Annotated in this window: 12 protein-coding genes; 8 read left to right on the forward strand and 4 right to left on the reverse strand. The window is 67.3% G+C overall.

All coding sequences use genetic code 11. The annotated features are described in order from the left end of the window. Nucleotides 1–61: 61 nt before the first annotated feature. The 3 genes from U5775_RS10940 to U5775_RS10950 all read right to left on the reverse strand — a co-directional run bounded on the left by U5775_RS10940 (nt 62) and on the right by U5775_RS10950 (nt 6,436). Entirely contained in the window at nt 62–1,405 is a 1,344-nt protein-coding gene (locus tag U5775_RS10940) for a cell division protein ZipA C-terminal FtsZ-binding domain-containing protein (RefSeq protein ID WP_322058161.1), read from the reverse strand. Nucleotides 1,406–1,594: 189 nt separating this feature from the next. Further along, on the reverse strand, nt 1,595–5,113 hold the full coding sequence (gene smc / locus U5775_RS10945; protein WP_322058162.1) for a chromosome segregation protein SMC: 3,519 nt from the start codon (nt 5,111–5,113) through the stop codon (nt 1,595–1,597). Between the two features lie 258 nt (nt 5,114–5,371). Beyond that, nucleotides 5,372–6,436 (reverse strand): DMT family transporter, encoded by a 1,065-nt coding sequence (locus tag U5775_RS10950; RefSeq protein WP_322058163.1) that lies wholly within the window; start codon nt 6,434–6,436, stop codon nt 5,372–5,374. A gap of 451 nt (nt 6,437–6,887) precedes the next feature. On the opposite strand from U5775_RS10950, the gene dapC reads away from it, so the two are divergent. The 6 genes from dapC (at nt 6,888) to cls (ending at nt 13,468) form a co-directional block, all read left to right on the forward strand. Beyond that, entirely contained in the window at nt 6,888–8,180 is a 1,293-nt protein-coding gene (dapC, locus tag U5775_RS10955; RefSeq protein WP_322058164.1) for a succinyldiaminopimelate transaminase, read from the forward strand. A gap of 72 nt (nt 8,181–8,252) precedes the next feature. After that, nucleotides 8,253–9,092 carry a 2,3,4,5-tetrahydropyridine-2,6-dicarboxylate N-succinyltransferase gene (gene dapD / locus U5775_RS10960; RefSeq protein ID WP_322058165.1) on the forward strand — a complete coding sequence of 280 codons (840 nt, stop codon included), beginning with the start codon at nt 8,253–8,255 and terminating at the stop codon, nt 9,090–9,092. Further along, a complete protein-coding gene (locus U5775_RS10965) occupies nt 9,092–9,460 on the forward strand; it encodes an ArsC family reductase (protein ID WP_322058166.1) in 369 nt (122 codons plus the stop codon). The genes dapD and U5775_RS10965 overlap by 1 nt, the downstream gene beginning before the upstream one ends. Before the next feature lie 212 nt (nt 9,461–9,672). Continuing rightward, on the forward strand, nt 9,673–10,812 hold the full coding sequence (gene dapE / locus U5775_RS10970) for a succinyl-diaminopimelate desuccinylase (protein WP_322058167.1): 1,140 nt from the start codon (nt 9,673–9,675) through the stop codon (nt 10,810–10,812). A 40-nt stretch (nt 10,813–10,852) separates the two neighbouring features. Continuing rightward, a complete protein-coding gene (gene prmB, locus U5775_RS10975; protein WP_322058168.1) occupies nt 10,853–11,749 on the forward strand; it encodes a 50S ribosomal protein L3 N(5)-glutamine methyltransferase in 897 nt (298 codons plus the stop codon). 255 nt (nt 11,750–12,004) lie between these two features. Further along, nucleotides 12,005–13,468, forward strand: a complete 1,464-nt coding sequence (gene cls, locus U5775_RS10980; protein ID WP_322058169.1) for a cardiolipin synthase — start codon at nt 12,005–12,007, stop codon at nt 13,466–13,468. Nucleotides 13,469–13,487: 19 nt separating this feature from the next. Here cls and U5775_RS10985 read toward each other — a convergent pair whose 3' ends face one another. Continuing rightward, nucleotides 13,488–13,970: a glutathione peroxidase gene (locus U5775_RS10985; protein ID WP_322058170.1), complete on the reverse strand. Its 483-nt coding sequence runs from the start codon at nt 13,968–13,970 to the stop codon at nt 13,488–13,490. Nucleotides 13,971–14,170: 200 nt separating this feature from the next. Here U5775_RS10985 and U5775_RS10990 point away from each other — a divergent pair, with 200 nt between their 5' ends. Beyond that, nucleotides 14,171–16,120 carry an ATP-binding cassette domain-containing protein gene (locus tag U5775_RS10990; RefSeq protein WP_322058171.1) on the forward strand — a complete coding sequence of 650 codons (1,950 nt, stop codon included), beginning with the start codon at nt 14,171–14,173 and terminating at the stop codon, nt 16,118–16,120. A 148-nt stretch (nt 16,121–16,268) separates the two neighbouring features. Next, nucleotides 16,269–17,438, forward strand: a complete 1,170-nt coding sequence (locus U5775_RS10995) for a CaiB/BaiF CoA-transferase family protein (RefSeq protein ID WP_322058348.1) — start codon at nt 16,269–16,271, stop codon at nt 17,436–17,438. The last annotated feature ends 2 nt before the right edge of the window (nt 17,439–17,440 follow it).

The raw sequence follows: 17,440 nt of genomic DNA on the forward strand, positions 1-17,440 counted from the left end.
CACAAAAAAGGCGCGGCGCCATGGTGGCGCCGCGCCTCTTGCCGGAACGGAGTCTTCGGGCTTACTGGCTGAAGAGCCGCCGCGTCGCGGGCGAGCCTGCCGGAATGCCGGCCTGCTCGAGCTTCGCGTAAAGCGTCATGAGTTGCTTGTCGATGGACTGCAGCACGGATTCGGGCAGCGGCCGGCGCTGGTCGTCCACGACACGCCCGCCGATGCGCTCCGCGAGCGAGCGCGCGTAATCGCACATCAGGCGGAACGGCAGGATGTCTTCGTCGGCCACGGGCACGTCGAGGACCAGCGTGATCATCTGGCCGCCCTTGTAGGTGAGATCGTCGCGCAGAAAGTTGGTGTCGCCGAACTGCAGCATGAACACCGGGCTCTGCTTCGCGTCGAGCTTCACGAAGCGCGTGCCGTCGCGCGAGAGCAGCAAGCCGTCCTGGGCCGCCACCGCCTGCACGTAGTTCGCCGACCACGGTGCGCCGTCCGAGAGCACGTTGATCGAGAGCTGGGCGTCGCATTGCGCCGCGAAGCCGTCGAGCTCGCGCGCCATCGCAACGGTTTCCGTCATGTCGGGGAATTCGGGCAGGCCATCGAGCGCATCGGCGAACTGCTGCACCCCCGCGACGAACTCGGAGAACTCCAGCTCGTTGAGCGGGCCATTGCGGTTCGCCAATTGCGCGGCCACCCGCAATTCTTCGTAGCGCACACCGTTCTGCAGCAGTTCCCAGCCGTCGCCGCCTTCGGGCTTACCTTCGATATGCACCGGCTTGCTGCCCGCGCGGCGCAGGCGCTGCGCGAGCGGAATCACGCGCTCGCCAGGCAGCGTCGCGCCAAGCCGGATCGGCACGATGCAGTCGATGCGGCGATCCACGATGGCCGGCGGCGCGGACGATATCGTCGTGGCGGCAGGTAGCACCGGTTCGACGCGTTCGTCGTCGTTGCGCTTGGGTTCGCGCTTTTCGTCCCGCTTCGCTTCTTTTGCAGCGCTTGCCGCTGGTTCGGGCTGCGCGGCGTCCGCCTCATCGTGCTCCGTGGAGGACGCGGGCGATTCGCTGCCTTCGACCTCGTCGGGCTCGGCGTCCGCAAAGCCATTCGGCGAGGTTCGCTCCGCCTGGATGTCGACCGGTGTGTCGGCAGGCGCCACCGCGCCAAAACCCGGCTCCACGCGCTCCTCGACGGCGCTGCCGCCCGCGAGCGACGGTTCGCGTTTGGCCGGCGCGCGCGCCGGCTCGATAAACGGGCTCGTTTCCTGCAGGTCGTCGCGCAGCGGCGACTCGGCCGCTTCCTCGGGCATCGGGCGCGGCATGCGCCGGCGCACCCTGGCGCTCTGCCATGCGTTGTACACCACCACGCCCCCGACGACCACGGCACCCGCGCCGATCAACCCGAGAGTCAACTGATCCATGCATGCTCCATCTGCAATTCTTTTCCGGCGGCGTGCATCGTCCTTCGAGGACGCGCGCACCGCGTGCGTGGCGCCAGCGACATTCGCGACAGCCGCCCTTGCGTAAAACGCAGGCGTTGCCGGTCGCGTGCCGCGCGCCGTGTTTCAGACCCGCCGTTCAAACCTGCCTTGAGACCCGCGTTGAGACCATCAGGCCGTATTCTGTGCGAAACCGGCGGCCGTTTCCATGTCGACCGCAACGATGCGCGAAACGCCCTGCTCCTGCATCGTCACGCCAATCAACTGCTGCGCCATCTCCATCGCAATCTTGTTGTGCGAGATGAACAGGAACTGCGTCTTGTCCGACATCGCGCGCACCAGATTGGCGAAGCGTTCCGTGTTGGCGTCGTCGAGCGGCGCGTCCACTTCGTCGAGCAGACAGAACGGCGCCGGATTCAACTGGAACATCGCGAACACGAGCGCCGTGGCGCTGAGCGCCTTCTCACCGCCCGAGAGCAGGTGAATCGTCGAGTTCTTCTTGCCGGGCGGCTGCGCCATCACCTGCACGCCGGCGTCGAGGATTTCGTCGCCGGTCATGATGAGCTTTGCCTGGCCGCCGCCAAAGAGGCGCGGGAACAGGTCGCCGAAATGCCGGTTCACTTCGTCGAAGGTGCCTTGCAGCAGCGTGCGCGTTTCCTGGTCGATCTTGCGGATCGCGTCTTCGAGCGTTTCGATCGCGCTCGTGAGGTCGGCGGACTGCGCGTCGAGGAAGGTCTTGCGCTCCTTCGCGGCGGCCAGTTCGTCGAGCGCGGCCATGTTGACCGGGCCGAGCGCCGCGATCGCGTTGTTGATGCGCGTGACTTCGCCCTGCAGGTAGGCCGGCTTGAGGTCGGGCGTGAGCTTCTCCTGCAGCGCGGCTTCGTCCACGCCCGCGGCCTGAAGCTGCTCGACGAACTGCTCGCCGTTCAGGCGCGCGGCCTGTTCCTTCAACTGCAATTCGGTGATGCGGTCGCGCAGCGGCTGCAGCGCGCGCTCGGCGGTGAGGCGCGTCTCGTCGGCCGCGCGCAGCTTCGCGCTCAGATCGTCGAGCTCGGCGCGCGCGGCGCGCAGCGCCTCTTCCTTCTCCGTGCGGATCTCCAGCGCGTCCTGCAGGCCCGTGTGCGCGGTCTGCTCGTTGATGGTTTCCAGTTCCGCGCGCGCGTCTTCGAGCGAGGCGGCCACGCGCTCGCTCTGGTCGTGCGCGATCTGGATGTTGCGCTTGAGCTCTTCGATGCGGTTGGCCATGTTGCGCGCCGCGAAACGCGCATCGCCCGCCGCGCGCTCGAGGTCGCGCGCTTCGTTGCGCGCGGCGCCCAGTTCCTCGTCGAGGGTCTCGAACGCCAGTTGATTGTCTTCGAAGCGGGCCTGCAATTCCGCGAGCTCGACGTCGTGGCGCTCGAAGTTCGCTTCCGACTCCGCGCGCAACGCGCGCTGCTCTTCGATCTGCGCGCGGATCTCTTCGAGTTCCTCGCGAATCTGCGTGCTGCGCGCCGTATAGCGCTCGTGCGCCTGGGTCAGCTTGAGCACGTCCATCTGCAGCGCGTGCACGCGCTGCGTCGCGCGCTCGGCCTGCTGGCGCAAATCGGTGAGCGCCTGGGCCGCCTGGGTATGCGCAGCCTCCGCGCGCACCGCGGCCGTGCGGGCCTCGTCGGCGAGCAGCGCCTGGGCGCGCACCTGGCGCGTGAGATTCTCAATTTCCTGCTGGCGCGCCAGCATGCCGGCCTGCTCCGAATCGGCGGCGTAGAGCTGCACGCCGACGCGCGTCACCATGTGGCCGGCCTGGACCACGAACGCGCCGCCTTCGGGCAACTGCGCGCGTTTGGCGAGCGCGTCGGCGAGATCGGCGGCCACGAACGTCGTGCCGAGCCATTCGTTAAGCACCGCGCGCAGGCCCGCGTCGTCGATGCGCACGAGCGAGCAGAGCGGCGTGAGGCCCGCGGGCACGGCCGGCGCCTGTCCGGCCGGCGGCGGCGCGTAGAACGCGAGCTTGGCGGGCGGCGCGTCGGTTGCGAAGGCCTTCACCCAGTCGAGATTCGACACTTCGAGCGCGGCAAGGCGCTCGCGCAGTACCGCTTCGAGCGCGGTTTCCCAGCCGGCCTCGACATGAAGCTTCTTCCACAGACGCGGCAGCGCGCCCAGTTCATGGCGCTCGAGCCAAGGCTGGATCTTGCCCTCGGTCTGCACGTTTTCCTGGAGCTGCTTGAGCGCCGCGAGGCGCGCTTCGAGCTGATGAATCTGCGCGCCTTCCGCCTGCACGCGGTCGTGCGCGGCGCGACGTTCCGCATCGAGTCGCGGCACGGTTTCCTGCGCGTCGGCAAGACGCTCCTGCGCCTCGCGCAGGATCTCTTCCTGCTCGGCCAGTTGCATGCGCAACTCTTCGAGCTGCGCTTCGTCGGGCGCGTCGAGGCCGCCTTCCTCCGTCTTCAGGCGCTCGTGGCGCTGCTGAAGCTGCTGGAGCATCTGGTCGGCGTTGCGCTGATGCGCGGCTTCGAGCTTGATCGCCTGTTCGGTGCGCGCGATCCCCGCGCGCTCGTCGTTCAGTTGCGCCTGCGCGTCGCGCCAGCGGTTTTCGAGCGCGGGCAGCGCTTCCTGCTTCGCCGCCGCCTGCTCTTCCGCGATGGCCGCCTTTTCTTCGCCCATCGCGAGCTGCTCTTCGGCGTCCGCGATGTCGTCCTGGGCCTTCTGCGCCTGCACCTGCCATTGCTCGCGCTGGGCGGTGAGCGCCGCGATCTGCGCCTGCGTGCGATTGCGCGACTCGACGATAAACTTGATTTCCGCTTCGAGGCGGCTCACTTCGGCGTTCGCTTCATAGAGCGAGCCTTGTGCGCCCTGCATCGCATCGCTCGCCGAATAGTGCGCGACGCGCAGCGTTTCGAGCTGCGCCTCGACTTCGCGCAGTTGCGCGGTGTGCCGCTCGAGGTCGATCTGCGCCTGCTCGATCGCGCGTTGCTGACGCTGCTGCTCGCTGCCCGCTTCGTTCTTGCGCAGCAGCCACAGCAGGCGCTGCTTTTCCTCGCCTTCGGCCTGAAGCTCGCGGAACTTCGTCGCGATCACGGCCTGGCCTTCGAGCTTCTCCAGGTTCGTCGAGAGCTCGCGCACGATGTCCTCCACGCGCGTGAGATTCTCGCGCGTGTCGTGCAGACGGTTTTCCGTCTCGCGGCGGCGTTCCTTGTATTTCGAGACGCCCGCGGCTTCTTCGAGGAACACGCGCAGCTCTTCGGGCTTCGCCTCGATGATGCGCGCGATCATGCCCTGCCCGATGATCGCGTACGCGCGCGGCCCAAGGCCGGTGCCGAGGAAAATGTCCTGGATGTCGCGCCGGCGCGCCGGCAGATTGTTGATGTAGTAGCTCGAGGTGCCGTCGCGCGTGAGCACGCGCTTGACGGCGATCTCCGCATACTGGCCCCACTGGCCCGCGGCGCGCCCGTCGGCATTGTCGAACACGAGTTCGACGCTCGCGCGGCTGCCCGGCTTGCGCGCGGTGGAGCCATTGAAGATGACATCCTGCATCGACTCGCCGCGCAGTTCGGACGCGCGCGATTCGCCGAGCACCCAGCGCACGGCGTCGATGATGTTCGATTTACCACAGCCATTAGGCCCGACCACCCCGACGAGTTGGCCCGGAACCTGGAAATGCGTGGGATCGACGAATGATTTGAAGCCAGCGAGTTTAATCGAGGTCAGACGCACGGCGATATCGCTGTTTGAATAGGAAGAGTGAACGGGACCGCCCGCGCCGCAAGCCACATGCCGCCGGCCTCATGGCCGGTCGCACCGCGGTGCGCCACCTGGCGCACCGCGCCAAGCGCTTGGGGCACTTCAGGCATGTCAGGCACTTCACCTCAAGCGCTTCGCTTCAGGCACTGCGGGCACTACATCTCGGGCAGCCGCCACGGCTCGCCGTGCAGAGCCGCTTGTGCGCGCCCGGCCAGCGAGGATCAGCGGCAATCATACCATCGTGCGCGCGCCATTCCGCCCGCTGCGCGGCGAAGTGCTGGGCCCGCCGGTCTCATTGGCGCCGCCGTCGCCATCGCCGCTCTCGTCGATGGGGCACGCTTGCGCGTGGGCAATCGCGCTGGCGTCGGCGCTCGCATGCTTTTCATGCATTGTGCGTTTTTTCGTGTCCTGCGCGCGGTGCACCCAACTCGAAAGCAGCGAGGCAAGCACGATGCATGCGCCGCCCGCCCACTCGCGCGGCCCCGGCGTCTCGCCCGCGAGCAGCCACGACGAGAGCGCCGTCACCACGATCTCGAACAGCATGATGATCGACGCGCGGTTCGCGGGCACGCGTGCGAGCCCGTACTGCACGAGCATGTTGTTCGAGCTGAGCAAGAGGCCCAGCACGAGCACCAGCAGCACAATGCGCGCGAGCGGCTCGCCGGCGTGCAGCACCGGCATCGGCTCGAAATGCGACGCCACCGCGCCGAAGATCGCCGCCCCGCCGAAAATCACGGCCGTGCGCATCTCCGGCTTCATCTGCGGCAGCACGCGGCTCGTCTTCACCACGAGCACGTTGCTCATCGCGAAACCCATACCGCCCGCGAGCCCCGCCCACTCGGCCGCGCTGGCCGGCAGCGGCACACCCAGCTTCGGCGACCACAGCATGAGCACCGCGCCCGCGAGCGACAAAGCCGAGAGCGCGGCGCCGGACCAGGTGAGGCGTTCGTTGAGGATGAAATGCGCGAAGATCGCCGTCCATGCGGGCGTGAGGTAGAACAGCAGCAGCACGCGCATCACTTCGCCGTGGATCGCGCCCCAGACGAAGCCGATGTTGGTCACGCCCGCCGCCAGCCCGAGCATCGGCAGGACCCAGTGCCAGCGCACCGTGGCGATCGAGCGGCGGCGCAGCAGCAGCACGAAGAGGCACCCCGCGGCGCTCGTCGCGGCACCGGCGGCCGTGCCGGTCAGGCCGAGCCCCGCCAGCGTGCGCAACGGATACCAGATCACACCCCATACCGAGGCGCCGATCATGATGGCGAGCGTCGGCCAGCCGGATTTCAGGCCCGTGCTCATCGCGCTGTCCTCCTGCACCGCGCCGATGCGCAGAGCGCGCGCAGCGGTCGATTTCCAGACTGCATATCTGTCCTTTTTTCCGTTCCTGATCGTCCTGCTTATCGTGTTGCTTGTGGCCTGCTTGCCACCGTATGGGCGATATGCGCGATATGACATGCGCCAGCGACCCGGGCCGCCGGGGCACGCCCTCCGTGCCCTGCAGGTCCCGCGAGTCCGTACCGCCCGCACTCCCGGCCATACGCCTCGCCCGAACGCGCGCGGGGGCGCCCGCAGGCCGCGCATCGCCAAGTTATAATTCACGCTTTCCAGCCGCACCCGACGCACCCGATGCACGACAGGCGCTGCGCCGCCGCGATCCCGCCACCCACGCCCGATCGCGCCGCCCGGCGCAGCGCAAACCGGCCCTATCCTGGCCACGTCGTCGCCGGAACCGGGCCGCCGACGCGGGCCGATGCCCAAGCCATCGCGCCGCGCGCCATCCACCCGTCTTTCGCTTTCGCCCGCCAAGCCAGTGAATCCGCTACTCGACACACTCCAGCCCTATCCCTTCGAAAAGCTGCGTGCGCTCTTCAAGGACGTCGCGCCGAATGCCGGCCTGCGCCACATCAGCTTCGGGATCGGCGAGCCGAAACACCCGACGCCTGCGCTGATCCGCGAAGCCATCGTCGCGTCGCTCGATGGCCTTTCGGCCTATCCGGCCACGGCCGGCAGCCCTCTGCTTCGCGAAGCCATCGCGAAATGGGTGAGCGAGCGCTACGGCCTGCCCGCCATCAATGCGGCCACGCAAGTGCTGCCCGTGTGCGGCTCGCGCGAGGCGCTCTTCGCGCTCGCCCAGGCGGTCGTGGACCCCACGGCAGGCGCGAAGAAGACGGCGGACCCGGCAAAGCGGCCGATCGTACTCTGTCCGAATCCGTTCTACCAGATCTACGAAGGCGCCGCGCTGCTCGCGGGCGCCGAGCCGTACTTCGTGAACAGCGACCCCAGCCGCAACTTCGCCTGCGATTATTCGCAAGTCCCTGAAGACATCTGGGCGCGCACGCAGCTGCTCTACGTCTGCTCGCCGGGCAACCCGACCGGCGCCGTGCTCACGCTCGACGACTGGCGCGAGCTGTTCGCGCTCTCCGACCGCTACGGCTTCGTGATCGCCTCCGACGAGTGCTACTCGGAAATCTACTTCGACGAATCGAAGCCGCCGCTCGGCGGCCTGGAAGCGGCGCACCGGCTCGGCCGCGGCTTCGAGCGCCTGATCATGCTCTCGAGCCTTTCGAAGCGCTCGAACGCCCCCGGCATGCGCTCGGGCTTCGTCGCCGGCGACGCGGCGCTGCTCAAGCAGTTCCTGCTCTATCGCACCTACCACGGTTCGGCGCTCTCGCCGGTCTGGCAGTCCGCCAGCATCGCGGCCTGGGGCGACGAGGCACACGTGCGCGAAAACCGCGCGAAATACGTGCAGAAGTTTTCGACGGTGACGCCGATGCTCGCCGAAGTGCTCGACGTCAAGCTGCCCGACGCCGCGTTCTATCTGTGGGCCAACGTCGCGCGCACCGGCCTGGCCGATACCGCGTTCGCCCAGCGCCTCTACGCCGACTATAATGTGACGGTTCTGCCGGGCTCGTATCTCGCGCGCGAAGCGCATGGCGCGAATCCCGGCAAAGACTTCGTCCGCATGGCGCTCGTCGCCGACGTCGAGGAGTGCATCGAGGGCGCGCAGCGCATCGTCGACTTCTGCCGCTCGCTCAAGCAGTAAAGCCACCTCCGTACGCGCGCCCGCTCCCGGGTGCGCGAGCTACCGCATCTGAACTCACACGAAACCACCACCATGTCGCAACAACTTCAGCAGATCATCGACACCGCCTGGGAAAACCGTGCCGACTTCTCGGCCAAGTCGGCACCGAACGACGTGCGCGAAGCCGTCGCCCACGTGATCGCCGAGCTCGACCGTGGCGCGCTGCGCTGCGCCGAGAAGAAGGACGGCGACTGGGTCGTCAACCAGTGGGTGAAAAAGGCCGTGCTGCTGTCGTTCCGCCTGGAAGACAACGTGCCGATGGCCGCCGGCGGCGAGGGTGTCAACTACACGCAGTTCTACGACAAGGTGCCCTCGAAGTTCGCCAGCTACACGGCCGAAGACTTCGCCGCGGGCGGCTTTCGCGTCGTGCCGCCGGCCATCGCGCGCCGCGGCTCGTTCATCGCGAAGAACGTCGTGCTGATGCCGTCGTACACCAACATCGGCGCCTATGTGGACGAAGGCACGATGGTCGACACGTGGGCGACCGTCGGCTCGTGCGCGCAGATCGGCAAGAACGTGCACCTCTCGGGCGGCGTCGGCATCGGCGGCGTGCTGGAGCCGCTGCAGGCGAACCCCGTCATCATCGAGGACAACTGCTTCATCGGCGCGCGCTCGGAAGTCGTCGAAGGCGTGATCGTCGAAGAGAACTCGGTCATTTCGATGGGCGTGTACCTCGGCCAGTCGACCAAGATCTACGACCGCGAAACCGGCGAAGTCTCGTATGGCCGCATTCCGGCAGGCTCGGTCGTCGTGGCCGGCAACCTGCCCTCGAAGGACGGCACGCACAGCCTCTACTGCGCCGTGATCGTCAAGAAGGTGGACGCGAAAACGCGCGCCAAGGTCGGCCTGAACGAGCTGCTGCGAGGCGACTGATGGCGAAGGCCGCAAAGACCGTCGTCGTCTACGGCATTCCGAACTGCGACACCGTGAAAAAGGCCCGCGTGTGGCTCGAAGAGCATGGTGTCGAGTTCGAATTCCATGACTTCAAGAAAGCGGGCGTCTCGAATGCGCTGGTCCAGGACTGGCTCAAGGACGTGTCGCTCGATCAGCTCATCAACAAGCGCGGCACGACCTGGCGCGCTCTGTCCGACGTGCACAAGGCCGAAGCCGACACGACCGCCGGCGCGATCGCCCTGATGATCCACAAGCCGTCGATCATCAAGCGGCCGGTGCTCGCCGTGAACGGCCGTGTGAAGACGCTGGGTTTTTCCGCCGAGCAGTACGAAACGCTGTTCGCTTGAGCGGAAACGCTGTTCGCTTGAGCGGAAACGCTGTTCGCCTGAGCCTGAATGCGCCGCCCCTTTGTTGAGCGGCGCGCGCGCCCGACGCCATGAGCGCCCGCTGTGTGTCTTTAACGCGCGCTCGTCGATTCGGGCGCACACTGATATCTCTTGCTGTTGCCGGCCCCTGTTCGATCAGCGGCGCCGGCATTTTTATTGAAAGTGGTCCATTCATGTCCGCCACCCTCGCCCTTACCGAAGCCCTGATCGCGCGTGCGTCCGTGACGCCCGACGACCAGCACTGCCAGCGCATCATGACCGAACGCCTCGCCGCGCTCGGCTTCGCGTGCGAAACGATCGAATCCAACGGCGTGACCAACCTCTGGGCCGTCAAGCGCGGCACGGCCGGCGCCGCAGGCCCGCTGCTCGCGTTCGCGGGCCACACCGACGTCGTGCCCACGGGTCCGCTCGAGCAATGGAGCTCGCCGCCGTTCGAGCCCGCGCACCGCGACGGCAAGCTCTACGGCCGCGGCGCCGCCGACATGAAGACCTCGCTCGCGGCCTTCGTCGTGGCAAGCGAGGAGTTCGTGGCCGCGCATCCGCAGCATCGCGGCGCGATCGCCTTTCTCATCACGAGCGACGAGGAAGGCCCCGCCACCGACGGCACCATCAAGGTGGTCGAGGCGCTTGAAGCGCGCGGCGAAAAGATGGACTACTGCATCGTGGGCGAGCCCACTTCCACGCACACGCTCGGCGACTGCGTGAAGAACGGCCGGCGCGGCTCGATGTCGGGCAAGCTCGTCGTGAAGGGCGTGCAGGGCCACATCGCGTATCCGCATCTCGCGAAGAATCCCGTGCATCTGCTCGCGCCGGCGCTGGCCGATCTGGTCGCCGAAAAATGGGACGACGGCAACGAATATTTCCCGCCCACCACGTGGCAGGTTTCCAATATCCATAGCGGCACCGGTGCGTCCAACGTGATTCCCGGCCACGCCGACGTGATGTTCAACTTCCGCTTTTCGACGGCCAGCACCGTGGAAGGCCTGCAACAGCGCGTGCACGAGATCCTCGACAAGCACGGCCTCGAATACGATCTGCACTGGAGCGTGAGCGGCCTGCCCTTCCTTACGCCGCGCGGCGCGCTCTCTAACGCGCTCGAAAAGTCGATCCTCGACGAGACCGGCGTGAGCACCGAGCTTTCGACCACGGGCGGCACGTCCGATGGCCGCTTCATCGCACGCCTGTGCCCGCAGGTGGTGGAATTCGGGCCGCCCAACGGCAGCATCCACAAGATCGATGAGCACATCGAAGTGAAATTCATCGATCCGCTCAAGAACGTCTACCGCCGCGTGCTGGAACAACTGATCGCCTGAACGGTGAGCGCACCCGCCGGAATACTGCTGGAGTAAACACATGACCCATCCGCTAGCCACGACCTTTTCCACCGTACGCGACCTGCTGCGCTACGGCGTCTCGCGCTTTTCGGGCGCGCAGCTCGCGTTCGGCCACGGCTCGACCAACGCCTACGACGAAGCCGCGTATCTGATCCTGCATACGCTGCATCTGCCGCTCGATCTGCTCGATCCGTTTCTCGACGCGCGCCTCGCGCCCGAGGAAGTCGACCAGGTGCTCGCCGTGATCGAACGTCGCGCGAACGAGCGCGTGCCCGCCGCCTACATCACGCAGGAAGCGTGGATGCACGGCCTGCGCTTCTACGTCGACGAGCGCGTGATCGTGCCGCGCTCGTTCATCGGCGAGCTGCTTGAAGACGGTCTGCAGCCCTACGTGGAAGATCCCGAACAAGTCACCGCCGTGCTCGAGCTGTGCACGGGCTCGGCGAGCCTCGCGATCCTCGCGGCGCACGCGTTCCCGAATGCCGACGTCGACGCCGTCGATCTCTCGGCGCCCGCGCTCGAAGTCGCAGCGCGCAATGTGCACGAGCACGGCCTCGACGAGCGCATCTCTCTGTTCGAAGGCGACCTGTACGCGCCCCTGGCCGAACGCCGCTACGACGTGATCATCACGAATCCGCCGTACGTGAACGCCGAATCGATGCAGGCGCTGCCGCCCGAATACCGCCACGAGCCGGAGATGGCGCTCGCGGGCGGCGCGGATGGCATGGACATCGTGCGCCGCATCATCGGCGAAGCGCGCAACTGGCTGACCGACGACGGCGTGCTCGTGGTCGAGATCGGCAACGAGCGCGCGAACGTGGAAGCCGTGTTCGGCGGCCTCGAACTCGTCTGGCTCTCGACGAGCGCGGGCGACGACCAGGTGTTCCTGATCCAGGCCGCAGACCTGCCGGTCTGAGCCCGGTTCAGGCGCAACCCAGACCCAACCGGGAGCCGACTCAGACCCAGCCGAGGGCCGATCCAGGCCCCAGGCCGGCGCGCTGCGCTCGCGCCTTCGATTCGCGCAACGCGGGCCTGCAAGCGCAAATGCCACCGCCCGACAGGGTTCGGTAAGATGGACGTTTCCCGGCTCACGCGGCATGGACGTTCAGCGGCTCGCACGGTCCGCGCCCGCGCGAAGCGCCGCACGGCTTCAGGAGCGTCCCACGCCCTTATGCGATTCGACTGGTCAACCCTCGGCACCCTGCTCGCGTTCATCCATGTGATCGGGCTGATCGCGGCGTGCCACGCCATCCTCAACACACGCACCTCGCAAGGCGCGATCGCCTGGGCCGTCTCGCTCGCGACGATGCCCTACCTCACGCTGATCCCGTATCTGTTCCTCGGCCGCAGCAAGTTCGAGGGCTACGCGGACGCGCGGCGTCTGCGCAACGAAACCCTGCGCTCGCGCGCGCACGTGCCCGACTGGAGCCGGCCCGGCGGCGCGGCCGACGGACTCGCCAATACGGGCGACTGGCCGGCCGACGAATTGAGCACGCGCGTGATCCGTACGTTCTCGCACCTCGGCGGCATGCCGCTCGTGCCCGGCAACACGGTGCGCACGCTCGTCAATGGCGAAGCCACGTTTGCCGCGATCTTCGACGCCATCGAAGAGGCGCGCCATTACGTGATCGTGCAGTTCTTCATCGTGCGCGCCGACGCGCTCGGCGACATGCTCAAGGACCTGCTGCTCGCCTGCGCCGCGCGCGGCGTGCGCGTGCTGTTCCTCTACGACAGCATCGGCAGCTTCGACCTGCCCGCGAGCTACGTGCACGACCTGCGGGCGGGCGGCATCGAAGTGCATCCGTTCTCGGCCAGGCGCCGCTTCGTCAACCGCTTCCAGCTCAACTTCCGCAACCACCGCAAGATCGTGGTGGTGGACGGCGAGCGTGCCTTCGTGGGCGGCCACAACGTGGGCGTCGAATATCTGGGCGCGAAGCCGCCGCTCTCGCCGTGGCGCGACACGCACATCGAGGTGCGCGGGCCCGTGGTGGCGAACATCCAGTTCACGTTCACCGAAGACTGGTACTGGGTCACCCAGGATCTGCCCGGTTGCGAGCCGCCGGCGCTAGCGGCGCGCGACGGCGACGACATGTACTGCCTCGTGATGCCCACCGGCCCCGCCGATCGTCAGGAGACCTGCTCGCTGTTCTTCGTCGAGGCGATCAACGCCGCGAAAAAGCGTATCTGGATCACCACACCCTACCTCGTGCCCGACGAAGCCGTGTTCTCGGCGCTGCGTCTCGCGGCCCTGCGCGGCGTGGACGTGCGCATCATGATCCCGAGCCGGCGCGATCACCTCGTGGTCTTCGCGGCCTCGACGCTCTACGCCTTCGACGCGGTGCGCGCGGGCATCCGCATCTTCCGCTACAAGCCGGGCTTCCTGCACCAGAAGGTCGTGCTGATCGACGACAACGCCGCCGCCATCGGCAGCGCGAACCTCGACAACCGCTCGTTCCGCCTGAACTTCGAGATCATGGTGCTGACCGTGCACCGCGGCTTTGCGTCCGAAGTGGAAACGATGCTGCTGCGCGACTTCGACGACACCTTCGAGATCGACCGCAGCGAATACCGCAGCGCCCCGGCCTGGCGCAAGATCGCGATGCATGTCGCGCGACTCTTCGCGCCTATTCTCTAGCGCGCCTGCGCTGCGCCGGCTATAGCAGTGACTCGATGTCGGCCGCAATGGCATCGGGCTTCGTGGCCGGCGCATAGCGCTTGACGACCTTGCCATTGCGGTCCACGAGGAACTTCGTGAAGTTCCATTTGATCCGGCCAATGCCGAGCAGGCCCGGCGCCTCGCCCTTGAGCCACTGGTAGAGCGGGTGCGCGTTCTCGCCGTTCACCTCGATCTTCTCGAACACAGGAAACGTGACGCCGAAGTTCTTCTCGCAGAAGGCGCCGATCTGCGCCGCGTCGCCCGGTTCCTGCTTGCCGAACTGATTGCACGGAAAGCCAAGCACCGCGAGGCCGCGCGCGGCGTACTGCTCGTGAAGCTTCTGCAAACCCTGGTACTGCGGCGTGAATCCGCACTCGCTCGCGGTATTGACGATCAGCATGACCTTGCCCGCATAGTGCTCGAAGCTCACCGGCGCGCCACCGCCGAGCGGCGTGGCCGAAAACGAATAAACCGTCGACATCTGGCTCTCCCAACGAAAACGCCAGTCTACGTGAGAAAACCTGCCCGCCGCACCCTGGCCGAATGGCCAGAACGATCCAAATGACCAGGCGGATGGCCAACGCCCGGCGTTAGCCATCCGGCCGATGCCGGCGCGGGTGCCACCCAGTCTAAAATAGCGCTTTACGTTTTATCCGCGGCTTGGTCCGCGCCGGCCCTCTCGTGATCCGCTTCAATCAATTCAGCCTCGCCCGCGGCACCAAGCCGCTTTTCGACCAGACCTCGTTCACCCTGAATCCGGGCGAAAAAGTCGGCCTCATCGGCGCCAACGGTGCGGGCAAGTCCACGCTCTTTGCCGTGCTGCGCGGCGAACTGCATGCGGATGCCGGCGATTTTTCGATGCCGCCCTCGTGGCAGATCGCCCACGTCGCCCAGGAAACGCCGGCTGTCGAGAAGAGCGCGCTCGAATACACGCTCGATGGCGACGCCGCGCTGCGCGACATCGAGACGCGCATCGCGGCGGCCTCGGCGGCCCACGACGGCGCGGCCGAGGCCGAAGCGCACGCCGCCTTCGCCGACGCCGACGGCTACACCGCGCCCGCGCGCGCCGAGGCGCTGCTGCTCGGCCTCGGCTTCACCATGGAGCAGACGCAGCAGCCCGTATCGAGCTTCTCGGGCGGCTGGCGCATGCGCCTGAATCTGGCCCAGGCGCTGATGTGCCGCTCCGACCTGCTGCTGCTCGACGAACCCACGAACCACCTCGACCTCGACGCGATCGTCTGGCTCGAAGACTGGCTCCACCGCTATCCCGGCACGCTCGTCGTGATCTCGCACGACCGCGAATTCCTCGATTCCGTCTGCAACGTCACGCTCCATCTGGAGAACCAGCAGATCAAGCGCTACGGCGGCAACTACTCGCAGTTCGAGATCCTGCGCGCGCAACAGCTCGCGCTCCAGCAAAGCGCCTACGAAAAGCAGCAGAAAACCGTGGCGCATCTGCAGAGCTTCATCGACCGCTTCAAGGCCAAGGCCACCAAGGCGCGCCAGGCGCAAAGCCGCGTCAAGGCGCTAGAAAAGATGGAGCTGATCGCGCCCGCGCACGCGAGCTCGCCGTTCACCTTCGAGTTCCGCACGCCCGACTCCGCGCCCAATCCCATGCTCGTGATGGACGGCGTGCGTTGCGGCTATCGTGCCGATGACGGCAGCGAGACGCCCATCGTCGAAGGCGTCGCGCTCTCGATCCAGAACGGCCAGCGCATCGGCCTGCTCGGCGCGAACGGCCAGGGTAAGTCCACGCTAATCAAGACGCTCGCGGCCACGCTCGCGCCGCTCTCAGGCGAACTGCGCACCGGCAAGGGCCTGCGGATCGGCTATTTCGCGCAGCATCAGCTCGAAACGCTGCGCCCCGGCGACACGCCGCTCCAGCATCTCGCGCGCCTCGCGCCCAATACGCGCGAGCAGGAGCTGCGCGATTTCCTGGGCGGATTCAACTTTCCGGGCGAGATGGCCACGGCGCCCATCGCCCCGTTCTCGGGCGGCGAGAAGGCGCGCCTCGCGCTGGCGCTCATCATCTGGCAGAAGCCCAATCTCCTGCTGCTCGACGAGCCGACCAACCACCTCGACCTCGAAACGCGTCACGCGCTTACCATGGCGCTCGCGCAGTTCGAAGGCACGCTGATCCTCGTCTCGCACGACCGGCATCTGCTGCGCGCCACGACCGACCAGTTCATGCTGGTGGCCAGGCACCGCCTGCAGCCGTTCGACGGCGATCTGGACGACTACCGCGACTGGCTGCTCCAGCACGCCGCCGAGCAGCGCGCCGCGCTCAAGAACGCGCCCGGTACGGCAAATGCGCTCGATGGCGCAGACGCAGGCGACGCCGGCGTGAACCGCAAGGAGCAGCGCCGCCAGGAAGCCGAGACGCGCCAGCGGCTCTCGCACCTGAAAAAGCCGCTGCAGGCGAAGATCGGCAAGATCGAAAAGGAAATGGATGCGCTCAACGCGGAAAAAGGCACGCTGGACGTCTTCGTCGCCGACCCCGCCAGCTATGAGCCCGCGCAAAAGACACGGCTGACCGAAGCCATCCGCCGCCAGGCCGAAGTCCAGGTGCGCCTCGAAACGCTCGAAGCCGAATGGCTCGATGCGCACGAGGAGCTCGAGCAGATCGGCTGATGCCTTGCGGGCTGGCATAGCGTTGCTCACGCAGGCGCCGGCCGCCGGATCCGTGTCCTTGCCACCGCGTGCTTGTGTCTGCGTCTTGTTGTTAATGTCGTAGCCAGCGTCATTCTCAGGAGCCAAACGAGTGTCGATACCCGCCGCATTGCAGGGCCTGCGCGTTCTCGATCTGACCCGCCTTCTGCCTGGCCCCGTGGCTACGCTGCGCCTCGCGGAAATGGGCGCCGACGTGCTGAAGATCGAGCCGCCCGGCGCCGGCGACGCGGCGCGCAACATGATGCAAAGCGCCGAAGACGAGGTCGCGGGCCGCCCCGGCGCGTTCTACCGGCTCGTCAACCGCGGCAAGCGAGAGACGCGCCTCGACCTCAAGTCCGAAGGCGGCCGCGCCGTGCTGCTCGCGCTCGCACGCGACGCCGACGTACTCGTGGAAAGCTTCCGCCCCGGCGTGATGGAGCGGCTCGGCCTCGGCTACGAAACCCTGCGGGCGAACAATCCCAAGCTCGTCTACTGCGCGATCACCGGCTATGGCGCGAACGGCCCGTTCTCGGACCGGGCGGGCCACGACCTGAACTACATCGCCTATGCGGGTGTGCTCGACCAGATCGCCACACGCGAGGGCGACCCCGTGCTGCCGAACTTCCAGATCGCCGACCTGCTCGGCGGCGCGCAGGCTGCTGTCACGCAGATCCTCGCCGCGCTCTGGCAGGTGGCGCGTGGCGGGGAAGGCCGCTTCGTCGACGTTTCCATGGCCCACCAGGTGCATGCGCACAACGTGATGGCCCAGGTCGCGCTCGCCAACGACGACGCCGCGGCGCTCCAGCCCGGCGGCGGCCTGCTCAACGGCGGCGTGCCCTGCTACAACCTGTACCGCACCCTGGACGAGCGCTGGCTCGCCGTGGGCGCGCTCGAACTGAAGTTCTGGCAGGCGCTGTGCACGGCCATCGGCCGCGAGGATTGGGCCCAGCGGCACTGGAGCCTCGGCCAGGCGCCGGGCGGCTCGGACGCGGCATCGCTCACGCGCGAGTTCGCCGCGCTCATCGCCGGGGAAACGCTGCAGACGTGGATAGACCGGCTCGAAGTGATCGACTGCTGTGTCTCGCCGGTCCTCACGCCCGGCGAGGCGGCCAACCACCCGCTTTTCAACGCCGAAGTCCTGCAGGCGCTGCTCAACGAAGCCGCTGCCCAGCGCGAAGCCGCGGCACGGCGCGCAACCGGTCAAGGCGTGGTTGCGCCCGCCGCTGCACCGGCGAGCGGTCAAACGCAAGCCGGCCAGCCGCCCGGCAAGAAGCCGTTCAATTACGGCCCTTGGGGTTGAAG

Origin of the sequence: Paraburkholderia sp. J63 (assembly GCF_905220245.1) — a bacterium.
Classification (GTDB): Bacteria; Pseudomonadota; Gammaproteobacteria; order Burkholderiales; family Burkholderiaceae; genus Paraburkholderia.

Excerpts from the sequence above, each read along its gene's own strand:
- U5775_RS10940 (WP_322058161.1), bottom strand. The coding sequence starts at position 1,405 with ATGGATCAGTTGACTCTCGGGTTGATCGGCGCGGGTGCCGTGGTCGTC.
- U5775_RS10950 (WP_322058163.1), bottom strand. The coding sequence starts at position 6,436 with ATGAGCACGGGCCTGAAATCCGGCTGGCCGACGCTCGCCATCATGATC.
- dapC (WP_322058164.1), top strand. The coding sequence starts at position 6,888 with ATGCCCAAGCCATCGCGCCGCGCGCCATCCACCCGTCTTTCGCTTTCG.
- dapD (WP_322058165.1), top strand. The coding sequence starts at position 8,253 with ATGTCGCAACAACTTCAGCAGATCATCGACACCGCCTGGGAAAACCGT.
- U5775_RS10965 (WP_322058166.1), top strand. The coding sequence starts at position 9,092 with ATGGCGAAGGCCGCAAAGACCGTCGTCGTCTACGGCATTCCGAACTGC.
- dapE (WP_322058167.1), top strand. The coding sequence starts at position 9,673 with ATGTCCGCCACCCTCGCCCTTACCGAAGCCCTGATCGCGCGTGCGTCC.
- prmB (WP_322058168.1), top strand. The coding sequence starts at position 10,853 with ATGACCCATCCGCTAGCCACGACCTTTTCCACCGTACGCGACCTGCTG.
- cls (WP_322058169.1), top strand. The coding sequence starts at position 12,005 with ATGCGATTCGACTGGTCAACCCTCGGCACCCTGCTCGCGTTCATCCAT.
- U5775_RS10985 (WP_322058170.1), bottom strand. The coding sequence starts at position 13,970 with ATGTCGACGGTTTATTCGTTTTCGGCCACGCCGCTCGGCGGTGGCGCG.